Origin of the sequence: Paenibacillus sp. FSL L8-0644, assembly GCF_038008165.1 — a bacterium.
GTDB lineage: Bacteria > Bacillota > Bacilli > Paenibacillales > Paenibacillaceae > Paenibacillus > Paenibacillus polymyxa_D.
Window position 1 is genome coordinate 1831208 of record NZ_JBBOYN010000001.1, and the last position, 19548, is coordinate 1850755.

The 19548-nt window shown below is 38.1% G+C and carries 16 protein-coding genes and 2 pseudogenes; 14 read left to right on the forward strand and 4 right to left on the reverse strand.

The features are described from left to right. The first annotated feature begins 47 nt into the window (after positions 1-47). The 3 genes from NSS94_RS08290 to NSS94_RS08300 all read left to right on the forward strand — a co-directional run bounded on the left by NSS94_RS08290 (position 48) and on the right by NSS94_RS08300 (position 3767). Positions 48-1379: a helix-turn-helix domain-containing protein gene (locus NSS94_RS08290; protein ID WP_341039148.1), complete on the forward strand. Its 1332-nt coding sequence runs from the start codon at positions 48-50 to the stop codon at positions 1377-1379. Positions 1380-1829: 450 nt separating this feature from the next. Further along, positions 1830-3200, forward strand: a complete 1371-nt coding sequence (locus NSS94_RS08295; RefSeq protein ID WP_341039149.1) for a helix-turn-helix domain-containing protein — start codon at positions 1830-1832, stop codon at positions 3198-3200. Positions 3201-3362: 162 nt separating this feature from the next. Next, entirely contained in the window at positions 3363-3767 is a 405-nt protein-coding gene (locus NSS94_RS08300) for a hypothetical protein (protein ID WP_069012780.1), read from the forward strand. A 140-nt stretch (positions 3768-3907) separates the two neighbouring features. Here NSS94_RS08300 and NSS94_RS08305 read toward each other — a convergent pair whose 3' ends face one another. Beyond that, positions 3908-4147, reverse strand: a complete 240-nt coding sequence (locus NSS94_RS08305; protein ID WP_039269860.1) for a hypothetical protein — start codon at positions 4145-4147, stop codon at positions 3908-3910. Between the two features lie 387 nt (positions 4148-4534). Here NSS94_RS08305 and NSS94_RS08310 point away from each other — a divergent pair, with 387 nt between their 5' ends. The 5 genes and pseudogenes from NSS94_RS08310 to NSS94_RS08330 all read left to right on the forward strand — a co-directional run. Then, positions 4535-5878, forward strand: coding sequence for a WXG100 family type VII secretion target (locus NSS94_RS08310; RefSeq protein WP_341039150.1), 1344 nt, complete (start codon positions 4535-4537; stop codon positions 5876-5878). Next, entirely contained in the window at positions 5878-6366 is a 489-nt protein-coding gene (locus tag NSS94_RS08315; protein WP_029516567.1) for a hypothetical protein, read from the forward strand. Before NSS94_RS08310 ends, NSS94_RS08315 begins: the two co-directional genes overlap by 1 nt. Positions 6367-7083: 717 nt before the next feature. Next, positions 7084-7863: a hypothetical protein gene (locus tag NSS94_RS08320; protein WP_230584964.1), complete on the forward strand. Its 780-nt coding sequence runs from the start codon at positions 7084-7086 to the stop codon at positions 7861-7863. Positions 7864-8012: 149 nt separating this feature from the next. Further along, positions 8013-8177: a hypothetical protein gene (locus NSS94_RS08325; RefSeq protein WP_155271686.1), complete on the forward strand. Its 165-nt coding sequence runs from the start codon at positions 8013-8015 to the stop codon at positions 8175-8177. A 345-nt stretch (positions 8178-8522) separates the two neighbouring features. Beyond that, positions 8523-8642 (forward strand): annotated as a pseudogene (locus NSS94_RS08330) (DUF1805 domain-containing protein); the annotation flags it as partial. 265 nt (positions 8643-8907) lie between these two features. Here NSS94_RS08330 and NSS94_RS08335 read toward each other — a convergent pair. The 3 genes from NSS94_RS08335 to NSS94_RS08345 all read right to left on the reverse strand — a co-directional run bounded on the left by NSS94_RS08335 (position 8908) and on the right by NSS94_RS08345 (position 13873). Beyond that, complete coding sequence (locus NSS94_RS08335) at positions 8908-9147, reverse strand: DUF3139 domain-containing protein (protein ID WP_230584966.1); 240 nt, start codon at positions 9145-9147, stop codon at positions 8908-8910. A 590-nt stretch (positions 9148-9737) separates the two neighbouring features. Continuing rightward, the gene (locus NSS94_RS08340) at positions 9738-10982 is read right to left on the reverse strand and encodes a hypothetical protein (protein WP_029516570.1); all 1245 of its coding nucleotides are present in this window, start codon (positions 10980-10982) and stop codon (positions 9738-9740) included. A gap of 614 nt (positions 10983-11596) precedes the next feature. Beyond that, the gene (locus NSS94_RS08345; RefSeq protein WP_341039151.1) at positions 11597-13873 is read right to left on the reverse strand and encodes a preprotein translocase subunit SecA; all 2277 of its coding nucleotides are present in this window, start codon (positions 13871-13873) and stop codon (positions 11597-11599) included. A gap of 436 nt (positions 13874-14309) precedes the next feature. Here NSS94_RS08345 and NSS94_RS08350 point away from each other — a divergent pair, with 436 nt between their 5' ends. The 6 genes and pseudogenes from NSS94_RS08350 to NSS94_RS08375 all read left to right on the forward strand — a co-directional run bounded on the left by NSS94_RS08350 (position 14310) and on the right by NSS94_RS08375 (position 19236). After that, positions 14310-14627: a DUF3102 domain-containing protein gene (locus tag NSS94_RS08350; RefSeq protein WP_230584987.1), complete on the forward strand. Its 318-nt coding sequence runs from the start codon at positions 14310-14312 to the stop codon at positions 14625-14627. Positions 14628-15641: 1014 nt separating this feature from the next. Beyond that, positions 15642-16373: a YiiX/YebB-like N1pC/P60 family cysteine hydrolase gene (locus NSS94_RS08355; protein WP_340931806.1), complete on the forward strand. Its 732-nt coding sequence runs from the start codon at positions 15642-15644 to the stop codon at positions 16371-16373. A 65-nt stretch (positions 16374-16438) separates the two neighbouring features. Then, complete coding sequence (locus NSS94_RS08360; protein ID WP_340931807.1) at positions 16439-17611, forward strand: YncE family protein; 1173 nt, start codon at positions 16439-16441, stop codon at positions 17609-17611. 18 nt (positions 17612-17629) lie between these two features. Beyond that, positions 17630-17908, forward strand: a complete 279-nt coding sequence (locus NSS94_RS08365; protein ID WP_029516574.1) for a hypothetical protein — start codon at positions 17630-17632, stop codon at positions 17906-17908. Between the two features lie 200 nt (positions 17909-18108). Continuing rightward, positions 18109-18441, forward strand: coding sequence for a hypothetical protein (locus NSS94_RS08370; RefSeq protein ID WP_029516575.1), 333 nt, complete (start codon positions 18109-18111; stop codon positions 18439-18441). A 178-nt stretch (positions 18442-18619) separates the two neighbouring features. Next, positions 18620-19236: pseudogene (locus tag NSS94_RS08375) on the forward strand (recombinase family protein). The last annotated feature ends 312 nt before the right edge of the window (positions 19237-19548 follow it).

Genomic DNA, 19548 nt, shown 5'->3' on the forward strand with positions numbered 1-19548 from the left:
CTTTGTACAACACAACAACCACGATACTCACAGAGATAACAAAACATATGAAAGATCATGATTTAATCCTAAGTGATTTAGCTAGAGAAGCAGAAATGAATCCGGGCACCATGAGCAGTATTATTAATGGGAACCGCACACTTTCAGTCGATCAGTTAGATCGAATTACAAAAGCAATGGGGCTTCCCGTTGGCTATTACTACGAACGGTATGTGTCTGAGTATTTAACAGAGGCTAATCCGAATTGGCGTCGAATGAGTCCTTTTATACATAATTGTGCGAAATTAAATAAATTGGACTGCATTCATGATGTGGTTAATTTATTGATGGATAAACTAGGCTATTCAGAATCTTTATTTGAGCTTGCCGAAGAACTATTTCATGAAAAAATGTATCAAGCGGCAACCATACTTTATGAAAATGTGGCTGTAAGTGAGAAAAAGCAATATTCAGAACGTCTGGCTATGTGCCAGTACCGTTTGTTCCATACAAGGCAAGGAGATAATCAAGAGAAAAACTATGAAGCAGCCGTTCAATTTGAAATATACGTTGATCGACTAGATGAGATAGAACAGTTAGATGCATTAAAAGATCTGGCGAATACATACCGTTCGTTACGAAAATGGGACAAAGTAGAATTATTCGCTAAAGCTTTGGGAGACAAGGCAAAAATTCAATATAACATGGAGCAACAACGGCATCCTTCCAAAAGAGAAAATGTAAAGAAACCAAGCTTTCCTCTGTTTGCTTATTGGGCTTTTTCGCATTTACTTCGTGCACAAGCATATGACGAGAGGAAAGACTATGAAATGGGACTTCATCATATCAAAAAATATGCTGATTTAAGCTGGGTTTTGGATACAGATGAAGAAACATTGAAATGGAAAAATAAATATGAGGATTGGGCGGTAGTAAATACTTATGTAAATAAGCTTCTTTCAGGCGAAGAGAGCGTACTTCCCGAGTATGTAGCTTATATTTCTTCAAGGAAAGATGAGGTTCTTCCCGCACTTGATAATATCATCGAGGCAGCTAATCGATACCAATTTGATGTAGATGATATTTTAGAGCAATTCAAGGAGGACATTTCATCTTATTTAGAACAACAAAAAATCGAAGGCTTTTATACTCAAAGATTCATAACAGAGCGTTTTATACATTTTTCTAAGGAATTATCAGTCTACTTTTTGACTAAAGGAAGATTTTCTGATGGTTTTAAATTTTTATTAAATTGTTTGGAAAAATCTACATTAATCAATAATAAATCATATATAATTAAATGTATGAGGCTTTTTGAATCTTATCAGGAGCATTCATCATTTGAGACGAAGACAGCCTACAGAAACTTGATTAATGAGGTGGATCAAGATGAAGCGTAAAATAATTCTGACCTTTTTAGCAACCAGCTTTATGTTAATAGCAATAGTTACTGTCCCTTTACTTTTTCATGATCAAGAACATGGCTATCAACCGAGTCACCATGGCGAAATGTAATTATTCTTAACAGGAAAAAGATGCATGATATTTAAAGTACTTAATAAGGTATAGAGTATAAAACCAAATGGATAATGGAACAGGTTAGATGGAATGATCCGTCTAGCCTTTTTATTGCGTGTTTTGCTGTATATAAGCAAAATGAGGAAATCCTCTTTTGAGGTATATATGTAAAAAGTGCAAAAATGTAATGTGTGCTGTTGTAAACAACGAAGGGTATATGACTTTGTTCCAAAAGACAATGATGGGATAAAGTAATTTTTACTAACTGTTTCTCATTACATGGTTTAATTATGTATTATATGTCGAGTTTATGTTGAAAGGGTGGTTTATCTATGGAGATCACACCTACGATTAGAGCAGAAGTTCAAACCTATCTGATACGGAAAAGCTTAACCATGACCGAGTTTGGTCACATGATTGATTTGAATGTAGGGACAGTTAGTGGCATTGTGACGGGCAACCGATCAATTTCAGTTCACCAGCTAGATCGCATCACTATGGGAATGAATTTACCACCAGATTATTTTTATGAACGTTATATTGAAGAATGTATTGAGGAAGAACCGCTCAACTGGCGAAGAATCAGCCCTTTTTTGTACCGCTGCGTGGAGTTAGGGCGACTTGATTGCTTGCGAAGAGTTGTAGGTATGTTGCTAGATAATCCTGTTTATCTTCCTTCACTTTTTGAAGTAGCCGAGGATTCTTTTAAAAAAGGTTATACTGAAGCAGCGGCGTTCCTTTATGAAAATGTAGCAGAAGGGGAGAGATATCAGTATTCAGAACGATTAGCGGTTTGCCAGTATCGATTGTTTACGATTCGTATTAGAGACGATCAAGAGAAAAACTATGATGCAGCCGTTCAATTTGAGCCTTACGTTGATCGGTTAGATGAGGTAGATCAACTTGATGCACTAAGGGCGTTGGTGAATACATATCGTTCTCTACGAAAATGGGCTAAATTGGATGCGTTTTCCAAAGTATTAGGAAATAAAGCAAAAATACAATACAAAATTGATCAACAGCATCATGAAAATAATAAATATACAAAGAAGCCGCTATACCCTCCATTTGTCTACTGGGCATTTTCGCATTTAATACGAGCTGAAGTTTGTGATGCTAATAAAGATTATGATGCAGCGCTCCAACATATCCAGAGATATGCCGATTTAAGATGGGTAGAAGAGAAAGATGAAACGACCCTAAAATGGAAAAGCCAATTTAAAGAATGGGCAACTGCTAATATTTATGTAAATAGGCTTATGTCAGGCGACTTAGGTGTAATCCCTGATTATGTTGCTTATTTCTCTTCAAAGAAAGATGAAATACTCCCTGCAATAGATAATATAATTGAGGCGGCTAATCGATATAATATTAATGTAGATCACATCCTTGAAATGTTTAAAACAGAAATTCAATCTTTTTTGAATGAACAAAATCAGGTAGGCGTATATACTCAACAAATCAGTTCAGAACGTTTTACTCATTTATCAAGGGGATTGGCAATCTATCATTTGCGTAAAGGGAGATTTTCAGAAGGCTTCGCATTTTTGTTTAGCTGTTTGGAAAAGTCTGCTGAAGCTAATAATAAAATACAAGCAATTAGATGTATGAGGTTGTTTACACATTTTAAAGAACATGCATCTGCTCACACGAAGGAAGTCTACGGAGATCTGATTAAAGCGGTTAACGAAGATGAAGAGTAAGCTGATCCCACCATTCCAGTTTTATGTTAGTAGCCAGTGAAGGCACCTCCTATTGAGCATTGAGAGAATGGCTCGAATTACGGACCAACGGGTCACCACGTGGCAGTCTGAGAATAAAATGCTCTCAAGTTCAAAATCACAGCCATTAGAAGGAGTAAGAGGATGAAGATAGATAAAATAAATGATACCTACTATGCTGGATTTGAAGGAGAACCAGAAATAAGATTGATTTATACAAATTCAGATAAAAGCTATGTATTGAAGATATGGAATGGATACTTTGATACATTAATGGATTGTTTGGTTCAACTAGAATCTGCACAAAGTAATATACTAAGTGAATATTATGCTCACGAAGGCTGGTATGAGGAAAGTCCATGGGAAGTGGAAAATATTAGAGAGACCCTACAATTGTTTGATTCATTTGATATTAAATATTTGACCGAGGAAGAAGCGAAAAGTTTGACTAATATATTACCTGTACTTCCTGATCTTAAGAACGATATAATTATATTGTTACAGAAAGCCGTCAATGGAAACGGCAATGTGTTCATTGAGTATGATTAATATTTTATAAGCTTGCTCCTTTAACAATAAAATGGGAGCAAGCTTTTTTGCATAGTTAGTCAATTAAATAAAGGGTCGATAAAGAAAAGGAGCTATTGCGATGGGTTGGCTTCTTTTGTTTTGGGATTTTTCTGGGAAATCTACTTATTTCCTTTTATACATAAAAAAACGATTGTATACACCACTCCAGCAATGAGGCTTAGTATAAACGAGATTGATAAAGTTCTGAAAATAAAAGTAGAAGTGGGTACTGTATAAAATTCAAACATACCGTTGATTGAAGAACTCATTGTTGTTGGCCCTTTAATAAAGGAATAATAAATTCCTACACAAAAACCGTAAGACAAATACTTAATTAGATTTTTTTCAAATTTACTCATTTACTAGCCTCCAATAATGTTTATGGAAAAGGTGAAATTTGTACTATGAAGCCATTCAAAGTTATATAGGAAAAGCCTTTAAATATAGCGTCCTAGAATTATATAGTAAGGATGTTTATTGATATTATGTCAATTATATTATTATAAATCAAAAAAAAGTAATAATGATATAATCAATACTTGATCACTATCATATGGATAGAACAGCTAAAACTGACTTAGGCATCATCTAACAGCGTTATACACTACTTTAGACATAATAAATCTGTTTATTTCAGTTCAAATGTCACATGGATTAAAAGGAAATAACAGGATAGCAGATGGATTTCCCTAAATCACCCCTTCTGATAAGATTATTTCCATCAAAATTAAAGTGGGCGTGGTAGAATGGGGAGAATATTAGTTCCACCTGACAAATTGATGGAAGTGGCTGATCAGTTCTTACACAGAAAGCATGAAATGGAACGTATGCTGAATTTTTTGAGTGGACGAATTGATTTTGTCCAACAAGGCTGGTCTGGGGCTACCCAAGAGAGATTTTTTCAGGAGTTTCAGGTTTCTCGACAATCCATGAGTGTGACGATTGAACGACTATCGACAGTAGCACAAAAACTTATTTTTATTTCAAAAAACTTTGCAAAGGTGGACGGGGAAAAAATCGTACTGGATGTGCCGTGGCTCGGAGCCCCTGTTAAAAAAGCATCCACAGGTGAAGGTTGGTTACATAAAATTTTTGAACAGATTGGACAAGCTGAGATCACTAAGGCTGAGGCTCAAATGGAAGCTAGCAAACTTCAAGGAGAAATCCTTTGGGATACTGCACAGGGAGCAAAAGGAGCTATTCAGGGGAATTTGACAGTGGGGATATGGCCTGATAAAGAACGGAATTATGATCATCCCATGGCAGCTAAAGTAGGAGAAATTCTCGGAAATGTAGCTACAACATTGCAAGGGGCAGGTGAGGTAGTAGCTGGAATAGGTGGAGAAGGATTATCCGTTGCTGTTTCATCTACAGGTGTAGGGAGTATCATTGGGGTACCCGGATTAATTGGATCGGCAGCTTTGGCGGCGCATGGAGCTACAACTGCGGTTAAAAGTGCAAAAGGAGCAGGGGAAAGCTCAGCAGAATTGTGGCAGATGGCGAAAGGAGAAGGTGGAGGCTCATCAAAATCCACTCCTTCTTCGGGAGCTAAGGCAGAAAAGGCACCGCATGTCGTCGAGGGAACCCACAATTACAATAGGGGTAGCATAATTAAGGAAGGAAATAAGACGAAATATACAAACCCTGCTGGCAATGAACTGACATGGGTTGATCAACATCCCAAAAATATTAACCGTGATATTGAAAACTTTATGAATAGCTCAGATGTAGGAAAGGCAACTGAAGCAAAAGTAGCTGGCTTTTTAAAAGAAGAACGTGAAGTCACTGGTTTTGGGCAAAAAATATTAAAGAAAGATGGTCAATTTGCAGGTGATTTAGATGTGGTTACAAAAAATGAATTAATTGAGGTAAAGGCTTCGATCAAAGCAGTTAAAGAAGGACAACTTGAGAAAATGACAATTACTACTGATAAGCTTTATTTTAATCCAGAACAGAAGAAAGTTATACTTTATATTGATAAGCCTTTGGGCAATCTATCTCAAAGTAATATAGAAAAATTAGATAATATCAAGAAGCTAGGAGTAACTGTTGTAAATTCCTTGGAGGAATTAAGAAAGGTGGTTAAGTGATGGGGAGTTCGGCTTTTATTTTAATAGAACGAGAAAAATATACACCTGAGAAATTACTAGGAGATGCAATCGTAGCTGCCTTTCATGCAGATGCTGGATTATATTTTGACAATGATAAAAAATATAAGAACGAACAGTTTTTTTCAACAACTCTAAATATATCTTATAACCCACTAGGTGCTGAAAATAACCAGCAGTTTATATTCTATATTGATGGAATTTATAATTACGAAATTAATTATGAGCATGATGAGGATATTAGTGGATTAGATTCAAGCTTGTCCTTGTATCAAGTAGGATGTATTGAAGATGTTTATGGTGTTGAAGAGCTGATTTTTCGATTTATATATGAATATCTCAAGCTAAATCCTACTGACTATTTTTGGATTCCTGATTACGATTGGGTCTACAGTTGGGAAGATATGCAGAAGTTCAGATCTCTGCCCTATGATCCAAACTGGTGCTATAAAAATCCTAAATCAATATAATTCACAACGATTAATGAATATCTATAAGCTTGCTCCTTTAACAATAAAATGGGAGTAAGCTTTTTTCATAGTAATTTATCTGATAAAGAAGATAATTTGCATGCACCTAAGAATTAAGAGGCGGGTTTAAACAGGAGAGTCTCCAATCAGGCTACTAACTTAGCGATATGGGTAAAGTATACGGAAGGTGCGTGAATGTTATGAAGTATGATACATTCTTAAAATTATGGGAAGAACAAAATAGTCTAATGAGACTATTGTTCTGTGAAAATAAAGTGTTAGACTGAAAAACAAAGCATTAGACCGTGAAAAATAAAGTTGTAGACTGGCAGCCGGCATTAGCCAACGGGCAGGATAACGCAACCATCAGATGGACTTATGGTTCTCATTTGATACAATTTATCCCAGAAGTATCTTCGAGGGTTAATGAAAAGCAGCGGTGATGAACTAATAGGAGACCAACACAAAAAAGTGGTAGTTTATGGATATGCAATAGTCTACTATAGGATCTTATTCTCGGTTCGTCTGAACCGATTGTAACGGAGATTCATGAAGTGCCTGGAGAGATGGAAATAAAAGTGTTGTCTGACAATGGACAGAGCGGGATTGGAAGAGCGGAAGTGAAGTGGCAAAGCCCGTAAGCGTAGGTCACAGCTCATAATACGAACGGAGAACTATAGCTTAACCAAGAAATTACTGGAAAATGCGGAGGGTAATTTGGATCGTAATTCGCTGGAATCGAGCGGAGATTCACTTCGCAGACAACTGGTGGCACTACGCGCCGAATGGAACTTGGTACTAAAAGGAGGGGCAGGACACATGCAAGAAGAACAGGAAATATTCGCGGGCGACGGATATAACAGATCGTACGCAATGGCTACGGGTATGCCGATTTTGAATCTTAGGGGTAGCATACCGCGTGAAAGTAACGGCCAACTACCGTTTCCGTGGGTGACAACGGGCATCAGGATTGATAAAGAACAGATGTTGGAAACCGTTATGAAGCAAAAGACACTCGAGTATTTGTTTAATATGCAATTCAGTAAGGAGGAAATGACCGACCGCAATTTGGTTGTAGGCTGTTATGAATACAGGAATCCGAATGACAAGGAACAAATAATGCTATATGCGCTGGTTTCGTTGAAGGAATTTCTCGCGAGATACGGCGATGAACGGGCATTGGAGATTCTGATGCGAGTTGGCTGCACATACGAGAAGATTATGGAGGAATGTGATGAAGCCATTAAAGAACACTTTGCAGTGTTGCGCCGGTCACTTCATTTAAAGAATTTGAGGGACAAATATGATGTCGTTTACGAGTGGAGTGAAGAGGAAGGGGTAAAGACGTACATAATCAGATACACCAAATCGAGTTATACGAAGATTAAAGCTAAATCATTCGAAGAGTTGACCAAACTCTATGATGAGCAACGGAAGAAGGATGCAAAGAAGACGTTCGCGACTCTGGAGCCGTTAGAAGCATTCATGCAAGCATAAGAAAACCGCCCCTTTACGGGGTGGTTATTCAACATTTCATTGAACGAAGATTCGAGGAATATCCAGCGATAGAGAGGATTCTCGACAGTCGCATCGGAAAGTGCTGACCCGTACGCCAGATATGGTCGAATGGGGACTGATGGAAGACGTTGATCCAGCCGATTATTTCGGCAAAACCAATAGAGGTAGAACGATTTAAGGCGATTGGAAGCCTAGCGATTCAGGGAGAATTTATCGCCTCGGTGTTTCTTACTGACGGTAAGCCGATCGGCAGCACCGAAACGGTTGTAGATATATCGCATGAAATAATTTAGCACCACTTGTTACGCTAACAGAGAACGTTAGTTCAATAAACCAGCGGCAGTCTAGGACTTTATTTTCAGGTCCTTGACTGCCGCTGGTTTTATATTTGGGTCAGTCTAAAACTTATTATTCCAAGTCTGACGATTTAGCAATTCAGAATCAGCTTAGGACCAACAAATCCAGTCTAAATCTTTATTTTCATCGGACAACTATTAGAGAGGAGGGATTTAAGAATCGGAAAATTTTTTATCATGGATTTGATAAGAAGTATTTTCGGTTATTTTCATTGTGGGCTGGGACTTGCAAAAATATTGGAGGCTTATAGCATAAACAAAGAGGAGGTGCATGAAATCACCATGATACACATGGAACCTATTCAAGTGGGTGAGCATACATTTATCGGAGTCGAGGTCAAACTGCCTAAAACAACGCTGTTAACGATCTCTAACTCCCGTGGTTACATCATGTGTGGTGCGTCTAAGATGCGGCTATTTCAGGGGATATAAAATTTTCTTTATTTAAGCCTTAAAGTCAAGCAGGACAAGCTTTCATAGCAGTTTTCAATTTACTGATCTTTACTGATTCATTCTATTGAAATCTTATAAATGACTGAATTTTGTGACCTCTTGGAGGAGGACAAGCATGTGACTGTGCATTGCATTTCCGTTATAATCCTTCAAAGAATAATTATACGCCCCATCATCTACTCCTTTAATGGGGGCTTAGCTACGCTGAATAATTTTATCTTGCTCTTTTAAAATACCTTGCATTGGTTTCGTCCTTAAAAATAACTTGTGTACTAACTAAGGGAGCTTTACCTATTTGAGTTTTAACTGAATAAATTTCAGATGGTTTGTATCCTTGAATTTTTACAAGATAATCGAATACTTTATTTTGAGTATCACTTTTAGCGTAACTACTAAGCATCCAAACGCTTGCGAATATCATTACTATAAAGATTGCTATTCCATATTTTCTCATAACTATCTCCTTTGTTGGAGCAAGCTAAAGTGGCGCTACCAATGACGTAATATTTGCTTCGAACCGTTACTTAAGAAAAGGAGCCGTTGCGATTTGGACAGCTTCTTTTGCTTTGGAGTTATTCAAAGAATCTACTTATTTCCTCTTATACACAAAAAAGTAATTGTATACACTACTCCAGCAAAGAGGCTTAGTAGAAACGAGGTTGATAATGTTCTAAAAATAAAAGTAGAAGTGGGTACCGTATAAAATTCAAACATACCGTTGATCGGAGTACTCGTTGTTGTTGGCCCTTTAATAAAGGAATAGTATATTCCTACAATAAAACCGTAAGACAAATACTTAATTAGATTTTTTTCAAATTTACTCATTTGTGAGCCTCCAATAATGTTTTTGGAAAAGTAGAATTCTTGTACTATGAAGCCATTCAAATTAGTATAGGAAAAGCCTAGTATTAAAAAAAATCTTTGTTAAGCTAACGGGAAACGTTAGTTGAAATCTGTTCATTGAGAGGAATGTTACATGAATGAAAAACAAAGTTTGAAGATTATTGTTACCATTTAGCTGGTATTAGATCTGGAAGAGAAGAATTATGGGTTTTTCTTGGTTTTAGGCAACACTTCGACTGCTATCTCAGCCCATTTGACAGAGCCGTACGGTGAACTACCTCCCACAAATACATCTGGACTTAGAATATTGACCAGATAAGTGCCAGGTTTTTGAATAACGACAGAACCGCTAAAGAATTTATCCTGTTTGAGGGGGATAACGGTCTTTTTTTCAACTTCAACAAAATCACCGTTCTGAAATGCTGCCACTCCAAAAGAAACTTCATTGCTTTCCAGATACGTAGCTGTCACGACTCCAGCAATTGCTATTGGGTCTCCAGCCTGTACACGGAGGTACCCCTGTGTCGGCTTGGTGAAGCGGATGTCATGCTCGTTCTCGGGATGGTTGTATCTAATAGGGACGGAGGACGGGTTTAATACTTTGCGATGCACCATAATCTTAACAGATCCTTTATCATTAGTGGTAATTTCCAACGGATTTGGACCGGGACGAAGCTCAACTGAATATTCAATCCGCCGAAATGTTTGCCCATTTATTATAATCGGCTTTCCAATGCTTTTTTCTTTTCCCTTAAACGTGCTAATGCTACCTCCAATGGAACTTGTCATGCCACCGTGCCCTGTATTTACCATAAGATAAGCATGCCCGAACTCTTTTTGTACTAATGCACTAAAAGTGATTTTTTCCTTATCCGTTGTATACGTTGGATGAAGCGCTTTAACTACTTTGTCGTTCCAGACCCAGTGCATGACTCCATTACTCCATGTATAATTTATTCCCATCTTAGGCAGAAGTGACGCTGGAATATACAATTGATCGTTTTTCATAAACGTTTTAGGGATTGGCTCATCCAGCGCTGTCATGGTTCCGTCTTCGTATCTGAAAATCTTTGCTTGGTTAGGCATCAACCGAAATGAGGAAAAAGGTACCGAGTTCTCAGTGTCAAACTCCGCCCACGTGCTGCCTGTCTTTGCATCCCACTTGGTGGTTGCCAAGTGAGCTGTTTCCAGCCATTTGAACGGGAAATACAAGTGATTATTTTTCTTCAGCAGGGGAGCGGTCTTTATGGAGACGGAATCCAGCGATAAAGAAGATTTGTTTAATTCGGCAGTCAGTTGGTGCGGAACCAGATAGAACACAGCCGCATCCTCTACTACAACGGGAAGATTGGAATTTGAATTCTCCGCATAACTCAGAGGCGCTAGAAGCAGGCCAGAAATAAGAAGGCAGGAAGATACAAGTAGAGAAACAAAAATTCGTCTCATTGAATAAACACCCAGTTTCATTTTTTTATCATATATACCAGAAAAACGAAAAAAAGTTGCGTATATATAGTCTTTTACTCTGACCATTAGCCTTTTTGAATAACTTAGTTCTTTCATTCAACTGCTTTCTTATTTTGTTTTATGACAAGCTTTATGATACTTCGACACGACTTTTACTATAAGATAAAAAAGACTAATTTACTTTGGAGGTGTCTTTTTGGAGTTATTTCTATTTATACTTAACATTTTAGTTATCCTCCTTTCTATTGCTGGCGGAGTGCTTTTAATTGGATTAGTGTACAGAGGATATGTACTGCTAGGTTTACTTATTGCTGAGAAAAAGAGAAGAATAACGGATCAATCTCAAAATCAGGCTTGACTATTAGCCCAACATCCGATGGCGGTTACATTCTATAGAATGGCTGCGCTATAGCGGATACGCTTGTTGCCATTGGCATATAAATCCCTCCTCAAAATGAGTGCAAAAAAGCCGCCATAGCTTTGGCGGCCGTGATTGGTAGGTATGTTTATACCGATTATAAAATTGAGGAATCCAAGCGGACGTCCGAAGTCAACACGGAGTCAATGCTCATCCTCGAAAAAGCTACGCTGCATCAAAACTTTGACAGTTTGAATATAGGCCTCAAAATCTTGCGAATCCCAAAAGCAAATACAGTCATAGCGGTCCATGAGCTGCGCATATTCTGGATGTATTGATCGTTGATTATATAAGTCCGAGTGGAAGTAGGGCTCTTCAGACCGAACTCTTCCCACTCCGCCGGATCATTCGAACCTCCGAGCCTTACAAGCATATTCGCCGACTCGCTATTTACTTTAGCTGGAATTTGTTCGTATGCTTGGGTGATTTGTGCATGAAATTCGTCGATCGGATTGCCGCTGACAAGGCTTTCCAAGTGGATGCCTTCACGAAGGTAAGAAACGTATGCTAGATGGTCGGCCCAGAACTTGTCGATATAAAAAAGCCGTACGCGTTGCTCCAAAGGACTCATCAGCTTCTTGCCTTTTAAAATTGCGAGCCGCTCCTCGTATAGAATTCGTCGCTGTTCCTCTACCATATCCGAATAACGGTTTAGTTCTTGATGGATATCGAAGTTCTGGCCCATAATAACGCGCTGAATATGCGCGATTTTGCTGCGTAGCACCGGGTCTTCGAGAGTCTCATCCTGCCTGTGGGCGCGAATCGCTTTATCGATGCCGAATCGAAGTAACAACTCGTCCTCTAAGCTTACGAAAAATACGGAAGCTCCAGGGTCGCCTTGGCGCCCAGAACGCCCGCGCAGTTGGTCGTCGATCCGCACGCTTTCGTGCACATGCGTACCAATCACGTACAACCCGCCCAGCTTGGCGACAACTTCTGCTTGCGTAGGGTTGCCACCGCCGATCCGAATGTCGACGCCGCGTCCCGCCATATTCGTAGACACCGTCACGGCGCCGATTTCTCCCGCTTTGGCAATGACCTCGGCTTCTTCTGCGTCGTTTTTCGCATTCAGGATATGGCAAGGTACGTCGGCAACCGCTAGCGCCTTTGCCAGCATGTCCGACTCCTCCACGCTTGACGTACCAATGAGAATTGGGCGTCCCGTCGCATGTACGGACGAGATTTCTTGTACAAGCGCCTTAAGCTTGGCTTCTTTATGTGTATAAATTCGGTGCGGATGGTCGATCCGTATGTTTGGCCGGTTCGGCGGAATTTGCACGACCTGCAGTGCATAAATCTCTTTGAATTCCATGGCGGAAGCGTACGCGGTAGCCGTCATTCCGCAAATTTTTGGATACAGGCTAATGAAGTGTTGAAGGGTGATCGTCCCGAGAATTTTCCCGCCGACTTTCGAGTGCAGCCCTTCTTTGGCTGCAAGCGCGGCTTGCAGTCCTTCTGGCAAATGCCTATTCTCCGCCACGCGGCCGGTATATTCGTCGATCAGCTCGATTTTCCCGTCCCGGACGATGTAATCGACGTCTTTTTTCAATAACGTTTCCGCATACAACGCGCAATTTAACGACGACAACAAATGACTATTATGGCTTTCGTACAAATTGCCGCACCCCAGCAGCGCCTCCGCTTTCGCAGCGCCCGCCTCATTCAAATAAACGTTCCGCTTGAACTCGTCGAAGTCGTAATACTTATCTTGCTCGAGCTGCCTAGTCACATCTGCGAAACGAATTACGTCGTTGCCGGAAGAATCCGGCTCGCCAGCGATGACTAGCGGCACCCGAGCTTCGTCGAGAAGCAGTGAATCCGCTTCGTCGACGATGACGTAGTGGAAAGGACGATGCACGGTATCGGCTTCGCTTAGTGTGATCGTGTCGCGCAAATAATCGAATCCCGCTTCTTTGGCCGTCACATAGGTTATATCCGCGGCGTACGCTTCTCGTTTCTCGGACAAGCTCATGCCCGCTTGAACCGATTTTACCGTTAACCCGAGGAAACGATAGATCGGACCCATCCACTCCGCATCCCGATTTGCCAAATAATCGTTAAAAGTGAGCACATGAACGCCTTCGCCGGTCAGCGCATTTAGATAAGCAGGCATAACAGCAGAGAGCGTTTTTCCTTCGCCGGTATGTTGCTCGATCACAAATCTCTCGTGCAGAGCGATGGCAGCCATAATCTGAACATCGTAAGGCTGTAATCCGAGCTTTCGCTTCGCTGCCTCGCAGACTAGTGCATAGGCATCGACAAGCAGTTCGTCCAAAGGCGTACCCGATTCTGCTTCCTTTTTCAGCCGGAGAGATTCCGCTTTCAGCCGCTGATCGTCCCATGCTTTCAAATTCCGTTTCCTAATGAGCTCCGCTTTGTCCCGATAGCCTTTCAGCTTATTCTGAGTATCGCGGTCTTTGAATTTTTGCATCAACTTGACGGCTAAATTCATTGGAATTTGATCCCTCCTCGCTAGAAACACGCAATTCTAATAGTGGCTAAAGTATAATCAAACTCTATAACAATAGCAAAGTTTGGAATAAAAAAAATATATGGAAATGTCAAGGGTCAGCTTGATAGTTGGGTATTCAACTAAAGCCTATGAAAAAGAAAACTATTTTTATCATTATCGGAGTCGTTTTAGCAATTTTTATCGTCTTTTTCCTTTTTAACTTATGGGCGATTAATAATCTGCATGTTCCTGCTCAATAACTACAATGTGTCCAAAGATATTAAGCCTTCCTTTATTGGGAAGGCTTTTTGTATTATTAAAGTGGAAGCGTGGTTAACATAATGATTACATTTAAAATAGGAGGCTTAATCGCAATTCACGAGAAACAAATAGCTGGACAGTCGCTATTTGAGATTGGGCACGACAATTGAAGCATGTGAAAGAGAATGACTTAGTTCATGGTGAGTGGGAGAAGTGGCTAAAGACAGTCGATTTTACTCCCAGAACAGCACAAAGAATGATTAAAGCATTTGAACAATTCGGAAATGCGACGACGTCGTCGCTTTTGGCAAACAGTAAAATATTTGAAATGCTATCTTTGCCTGAATCTGTAGACCGCTTAGAGTTTATTGATCAGGAACACACCATCCCCTCAACTGGTGAACAGAAAACAGTGGATGAAATGACTGTGCGTGAGCTGCGGTATGATTCAACGCTGAGACAATTTGTCTTAGGCTTCAGCTATTACATATGAGTTGAGTAAGTATGATAGAGTGTTTGAATCGATTTTCTTATTGATAATATCGGAATGACTATTATAACACTCCCACTCCGCGATTCTTGTTACGATTTACGATACGTGTTTGCTGTGTTTAAAAATGTAGATAAATAAAGGATTTTCTAATTTTTGATTTCGCACAATTTAATTTATAATAACTTAAAATTCACTTGATGCATCAAGCTTTTTTACACATTACTCCTCGATACCTACGATTGAAACCACGATGTAAAGCAATTCTTCACAAATCCCTTTATTTATCTATGTTTTAGCTATTTTTCGGTACGGCAACAATTTAAATATATTCTGGCACAATTTTGAACCACAATGACTCAAAAAACCATATGAAATAAGTGTTTTATGCACATAAGATCAATTTTTACGATTGAGCTTCGATACGGGTGTAGTTACAGACTATCTCTACAGTGCCTCCAAAATTGGTGATACCCTCATATGGTTGACACAGCGTCAACTTCCTATCCACTTTACTGAGAACATCAAAATATTACTTTCAAACTATGATTACAAATAGCTTAAAAAATGGATCAATTTGACTTTTATTGAATCTATGTATATAATTTGAATATATTGGATAGGAATTTTTATCCAGTAGCTTAGAATATACATTTTTAATCAAAATTAGAGATTATAGCACATGTATAGATCGCCCAAATCTATATTTACTGGTACATACTTTTTTACATAAATCTCTGTTTAAAAAAATTGATTGTTATTGGACGGTTATCCTGCCGGACATAAACAATATATTCGCAATTGCTACTTCTTACTTAGAAGGTGATTGCGTAAGCTCGTATTTCTATTTGACTTATGGAGCTAACTAACTAAATTTAACATACATCATCCTCCAAAAAATAGACATACGAGACTTTGTTATATGGAGGGACAAAAAATGAAGTATGGATAAACATGTAGACAAACTTTGAACAAGTACTCTCTTATATCAATTAAATCCCATTTGGAGGTATAATCATGAAAAATGTTCTTAGTTTAGCTTTTTCCGCTAGTCTTGCTCTAAGTATCCTTCTTCTTCCCAGTGCAAACATTTTTGCCGCCGATGAAACATCGCCTTCTTTCAGTGTTAATGACAATTCTTATCAGAAAATGAAAGATGCTGGAATGAGTGATAATGATATTGAGTTACTCCGTAAACATAATGAAAATGATCTTCAGATCCTAAAAAGCGGGGAATTGGAAGAGAAGGCATTGAATGACCAAAAAACTAGCCAATCGCTCACTGATAGCTCGGAGAATCCTAGGCTAGCAGCATCAAGTTTAGGAACAGTCGGTGATATTTTGGTTGCCTATAACGCAAGTTCGTGGGGTATTGATTTCGGATATCCAGGACATGCTGCTATTGTTTCCTTACTAAGTGGTAAAACAGTAGAATCGTTCCCAGCTGATGGAGTTCAATATCACACAAATGATTGGAGAGGTCGCTCAAATGTTTATGGAATGAGCGTTAAAGGGGCTTCGGGTTCCCAATATAGGGCAGCTGCACAATATGCAGCTAATCAAATTGGAAAACCCTATAACTGGAATTTTGTTAATCCATGGACAGAAGCTAAATTTTATTGTTCACAATTGGTGTGGAAGGCTTGGAAAACTCAGGGGATTGATGTTGATTATATAACAATTGATCCTATTGTTACCCCAATGGAAATAGCTAAATCCGGTAATACTTCAATTTACTATAGTAACTAACAAACCTAATCACTCACAGGAATATATATTTTTTCCTGTGAGTGATTTCACTAAGGGGGGACATTATGCTCTTTAAAAAAAGAATAAGAATTATTTTTGCAACTTTATTTTTACTTGGATTGGCAGTTTCAACGTTTTGGTTTACTACAACACATCATTCATTGAAAAATATAACAAAATCCGAGACATTTACTGTTGTTTATTCAAATGCAATGGATGACGGTGCAGAAATTGTGAAATACAGTAATAAAGGCGAGATTTTAGACAAAAAAAACTTAGTTAATGCCCAGTCACTTTATTATTTTGCCAAAGTAAAGAATGACTATTATTTAATGTCTGAACGAAAAAATAGACATTACATACTTAATCAAAATGGAATTCTTCAACCATTTTTTGGACCTAATAAATATGGAAAAGATAGGAATATCGGAACTTCATTTTTGAAAGAAAGCGACAATCATCTATTTTTCTCCATGAACGTGGGTATTAATCCGAGTTATTCTCCCACACAGTACACCAATGAATTGGTTTATTTCGATAAAAAAAATTTGAAATATAGAAATATTCTTTTGAATGGATATTTATTATCAACCGTTGAATACAATAATATGGCATACACTTTATATGTGAACAATAATGATAATTCTGTAGGTATTTATGTCATTGATTTAAAAACATCAAAGAAGATCAAACAATTCACTATAGAAAATCGTTTACATGGTTTAAAAGAATACTTTCCGGTAGGCCAAAATGGAGCATCACTACAAATATTTAAAGGCAAGCTTATTGTATTTCTTGATGGCAATACATCTGATACACAATTTCATCCTATAATGCAGATAATTGACCCTAAAAATGGTAAGTTGGAAAATGAAACATCTTTGTCAGATACTTCATTTTTGTTTTATGACAGCCAAATTTACAACGATAAATTATATATTCTCTCTGAAGACTTAAATTATACTATTTTCAATGACCTCAACAAAAAGCCTAAAAAGTTGAGATTAAAACAAAGCAATTCCGTCTCCGAAAAAATACAAAATGAGAAAGGAGTAATATCTGGAGTACAGTATTTTGCAGGATCTGTTTTTGTCCTATATGATTATGTCAAAAATTCTCCTGTTGATAGAATAAGGGAAATAAGAGAATATGACTTATTGACAGGCAAAGAATTACATGTCATTCCTCTAGCATTTAAATCAAACAAGGAAATGATTCGTTTTTTTCTGACTAATTAACTTTAAGGAGTGATTATTATGATTTACTGGTTATTTCCAAAACTTAATCCCCTCTTCCCTACTTTTATATTTTGCCCCATTCTGGCAATCTTGATCGGAGTATGTTTCGCCTATTTCAAAGGAAACATCTACTTAGGATTAATACTAGCCTTGCTACTGCCTCTTATATTTATTGCCACCAATTTAGAAACCATTGCAGTTAATATAGATGCTTGGCTTCTATATGGTTTTATCTACGCAATTATTACGTTTGTGGCTTATAAGATGGCGTTTTCACAGTTAGGAAAATCGAGTTAATTTTTTTACACTATTATCAATAGTCACCACGATCAAATTTTCGCACACTAACTTAGGTATAACAGGCGACGATGCATCTTTTGAGTTCAATCCAGTTTATTTGCTAATTGGAAATCATTCCGGAAATGATGGGTCTGGTTACCCGATTAAAATTTCTGAGAATGGATATGCAAATTAATTAATGAAGGGTTAGGGAAGAAGTGAAGGCTAAATTGAAATTTTTGGGGTTGGCTGCCCTTACTGTTACGTTTGCTGTAGTTATTGGTAATAATGTTTTTGCTAGTGACGATACTTCTGAAGAAATGAAGGGCGTTACAAAAGCAATAGTCCCTGACAGTGTATTAGAAGAACTTAATCATCCTGATAAAATTTATACTAAAGTTGGATTATTTATAAAAAAACCGCATTCTCTCCATGATGAAGATAAGTTCAGTCAAGATGAAGTAGTCTACGACGTTTCAAAGACTACTGATGAAACTAAAGCAATCATTCAATATGACGCTATTTACATCAAGGAAGAAGACAGTAAATAGATTTGTGTACTAAAGTATTTGAAAAGTTAAGTTGTATAATGGAATATCTAGGGCGACTTCGGTTGCCCTTTTTATTATGCTCAATTTAGCCAAGTCTTTTTCTAACACTTTGTCATATAGTATACGTTTTGACATACTTTGCTAAATGCAATTAATGACATAGTAGAGGATGATCCATATGAGTGAGATTAGACGCTATGGTTACATAAGAGTATCGAGTAAAGATCAGAATGAAGCTAGACAATTAGAATCGATGAAGGACTTAGGTATTATGGAACGTGATTACTTCATTGATAAGCAAAGTGGCAAGAATTTTGACAGACCACAATATCAAACATTAAAGAGCGTACTTAGACACGGAGACATTCTGTTCATTAAGGAACTTGACAGACTTGGACGGAATGCTAAAGAAATCAAACGTGAATGGCAAGATATAACGTATGAGATAGGTGCACACATTGTTATCCTTGTATGCCTATCCTTGACACTAGACAATATCAAAATGGTTTGGAAAAGGTTATATCTAGTATCGTGCTTGAATTACTCAGCTACATGTCAGAACGTGAACGTGAGAAGATAAACGGTAGACAATCTGAAGATATAGCAGCAGCCAAAAATAATGGTGTGGTATTTGGTCGGCCTAAAAAGGCAATAAGTGATGAGTTTATTACAGCATATGAGGAATGGAAGCAAGGTGGAATAACAGCAGTCGAAGCAATGAAGCGCGTAGAAATGAAGCCTAACACGTTCTATCGCAGGGTAAAGGAATATGAGCAACAGAAACAAGTAGGATAAATTGTTCATGTGTATGGAGCCTAGATGATTATGTCTAGGTTTCTTTGTTATGTCTGCTGATCAAATACTAGCAGGTACAATAAAAAGGACGGGGGGTATTTTACATCATAAACGTCTATTTAATTTCCAAAATTGCCCCTAACACATTCACTTTCACACTCAAGTTATTTTTTGACTCGATACCGTCCCTAATATCATTAAGGTTGCTTGTATGCCATACATCCAATCAAGGCTCAATTCATAGATTAAAACACAAGGGAATGCGAACCTGACTATTAATCTGGTACTTTGTATTGGATGAGTTGTGTTCTA

What these genes read in the sequence shown, in the direction of transcription:
- NSS94_RS08355 (WP_340931806.1), top strand. Translation starts at nt 15,642, where the DNA reads ATGAAAAATGTTCTTAGTTTAGCTTTTTCCGCTAGTCTTGCTCTAAGT.
- NSS94_RS08345 (WP_341039151.1), bottom strand. Translation starts at nt 13,873, where the DNA reads ATGAATTTAGCCGTCAAGTTGATGCAAAAATTCAAAGACCGCGATACT.
- NSS94_RS08295 (WP_341039149.1), top strand. Translation starts at nt 1,830, where the DNA reads ATGGAGATCACACCTACGATTAGAGCAGAAGTTCAAACCTATCTGATA.
- NSS94_RS08365 (WP_029516574.1), top strand. Translation starts at nt 17,630, where the DNA reads ATGATTTACTGGTTATTTCCAAAACTTAATCCCCTCTTCCCTACTTTT.
- NSS94_RS08290 (WP_341039148.1), top strand. Translation starts at nt 48, where the DNA reads ATGAAAGATCATGATTTAATCCTAAGTGATTTAGCTAGAGAAGCAGAA.
- NSS94_RS08315 (WP_029516567.1), top strand. Translation starts at nt 5,878, where the DNA reads ATGGGGAGTTCGGCTTTTATTTTAATAGAACGAGAAAAATATACACCT.
- NSS94_RS08300 (WP_069012780.1), top strand. Translation starts at nt 3,363, where the DNA reads ATGAAGATAGATAAAATAAATGATACCTACTATGCTGGATTTGAAGGA.
- NSS94_RS08335 (WP_230584966.1), bottom strand. Translation starts at nt 9,147, where the DNA reads ATGAGAAAATATGGAATAGCAATCTTTATAGTAATGATATTCGCAAGC.
- NSS94_RS08305 (WP_039269860.1), bottom strand. Translation starts at nt 4,147, where the DNA reads ATGAGTAAATTTGAAAAAAATCTAATTAAGTATTTGTCTTACGGTTTT.
- NSS94_RS08340 (WP_029516570.1), bottom strand. Translation starts at nt 10,982, where the DNA reads ATGAGACGAATTTTTGTTTCTCTACTTGTATCTTCCTGCCTTCTTATT.
- NSS94_RS08360 (WP_340931807.1), top strand. Translation starts at nt 16,439, where the DNA reads ATGCTCTTTAAAAAAAGAATAAGAATTATTTTTGCAACTTTATTTTTA.
- NSS94_RS08310 (WP_341039150.1), top strand. Translation starts at nt 4,535, where the DNA reads ATGGGGAGAATATTAGTTCCACCTGACAAATTGATGGAAGTGGCTGAT.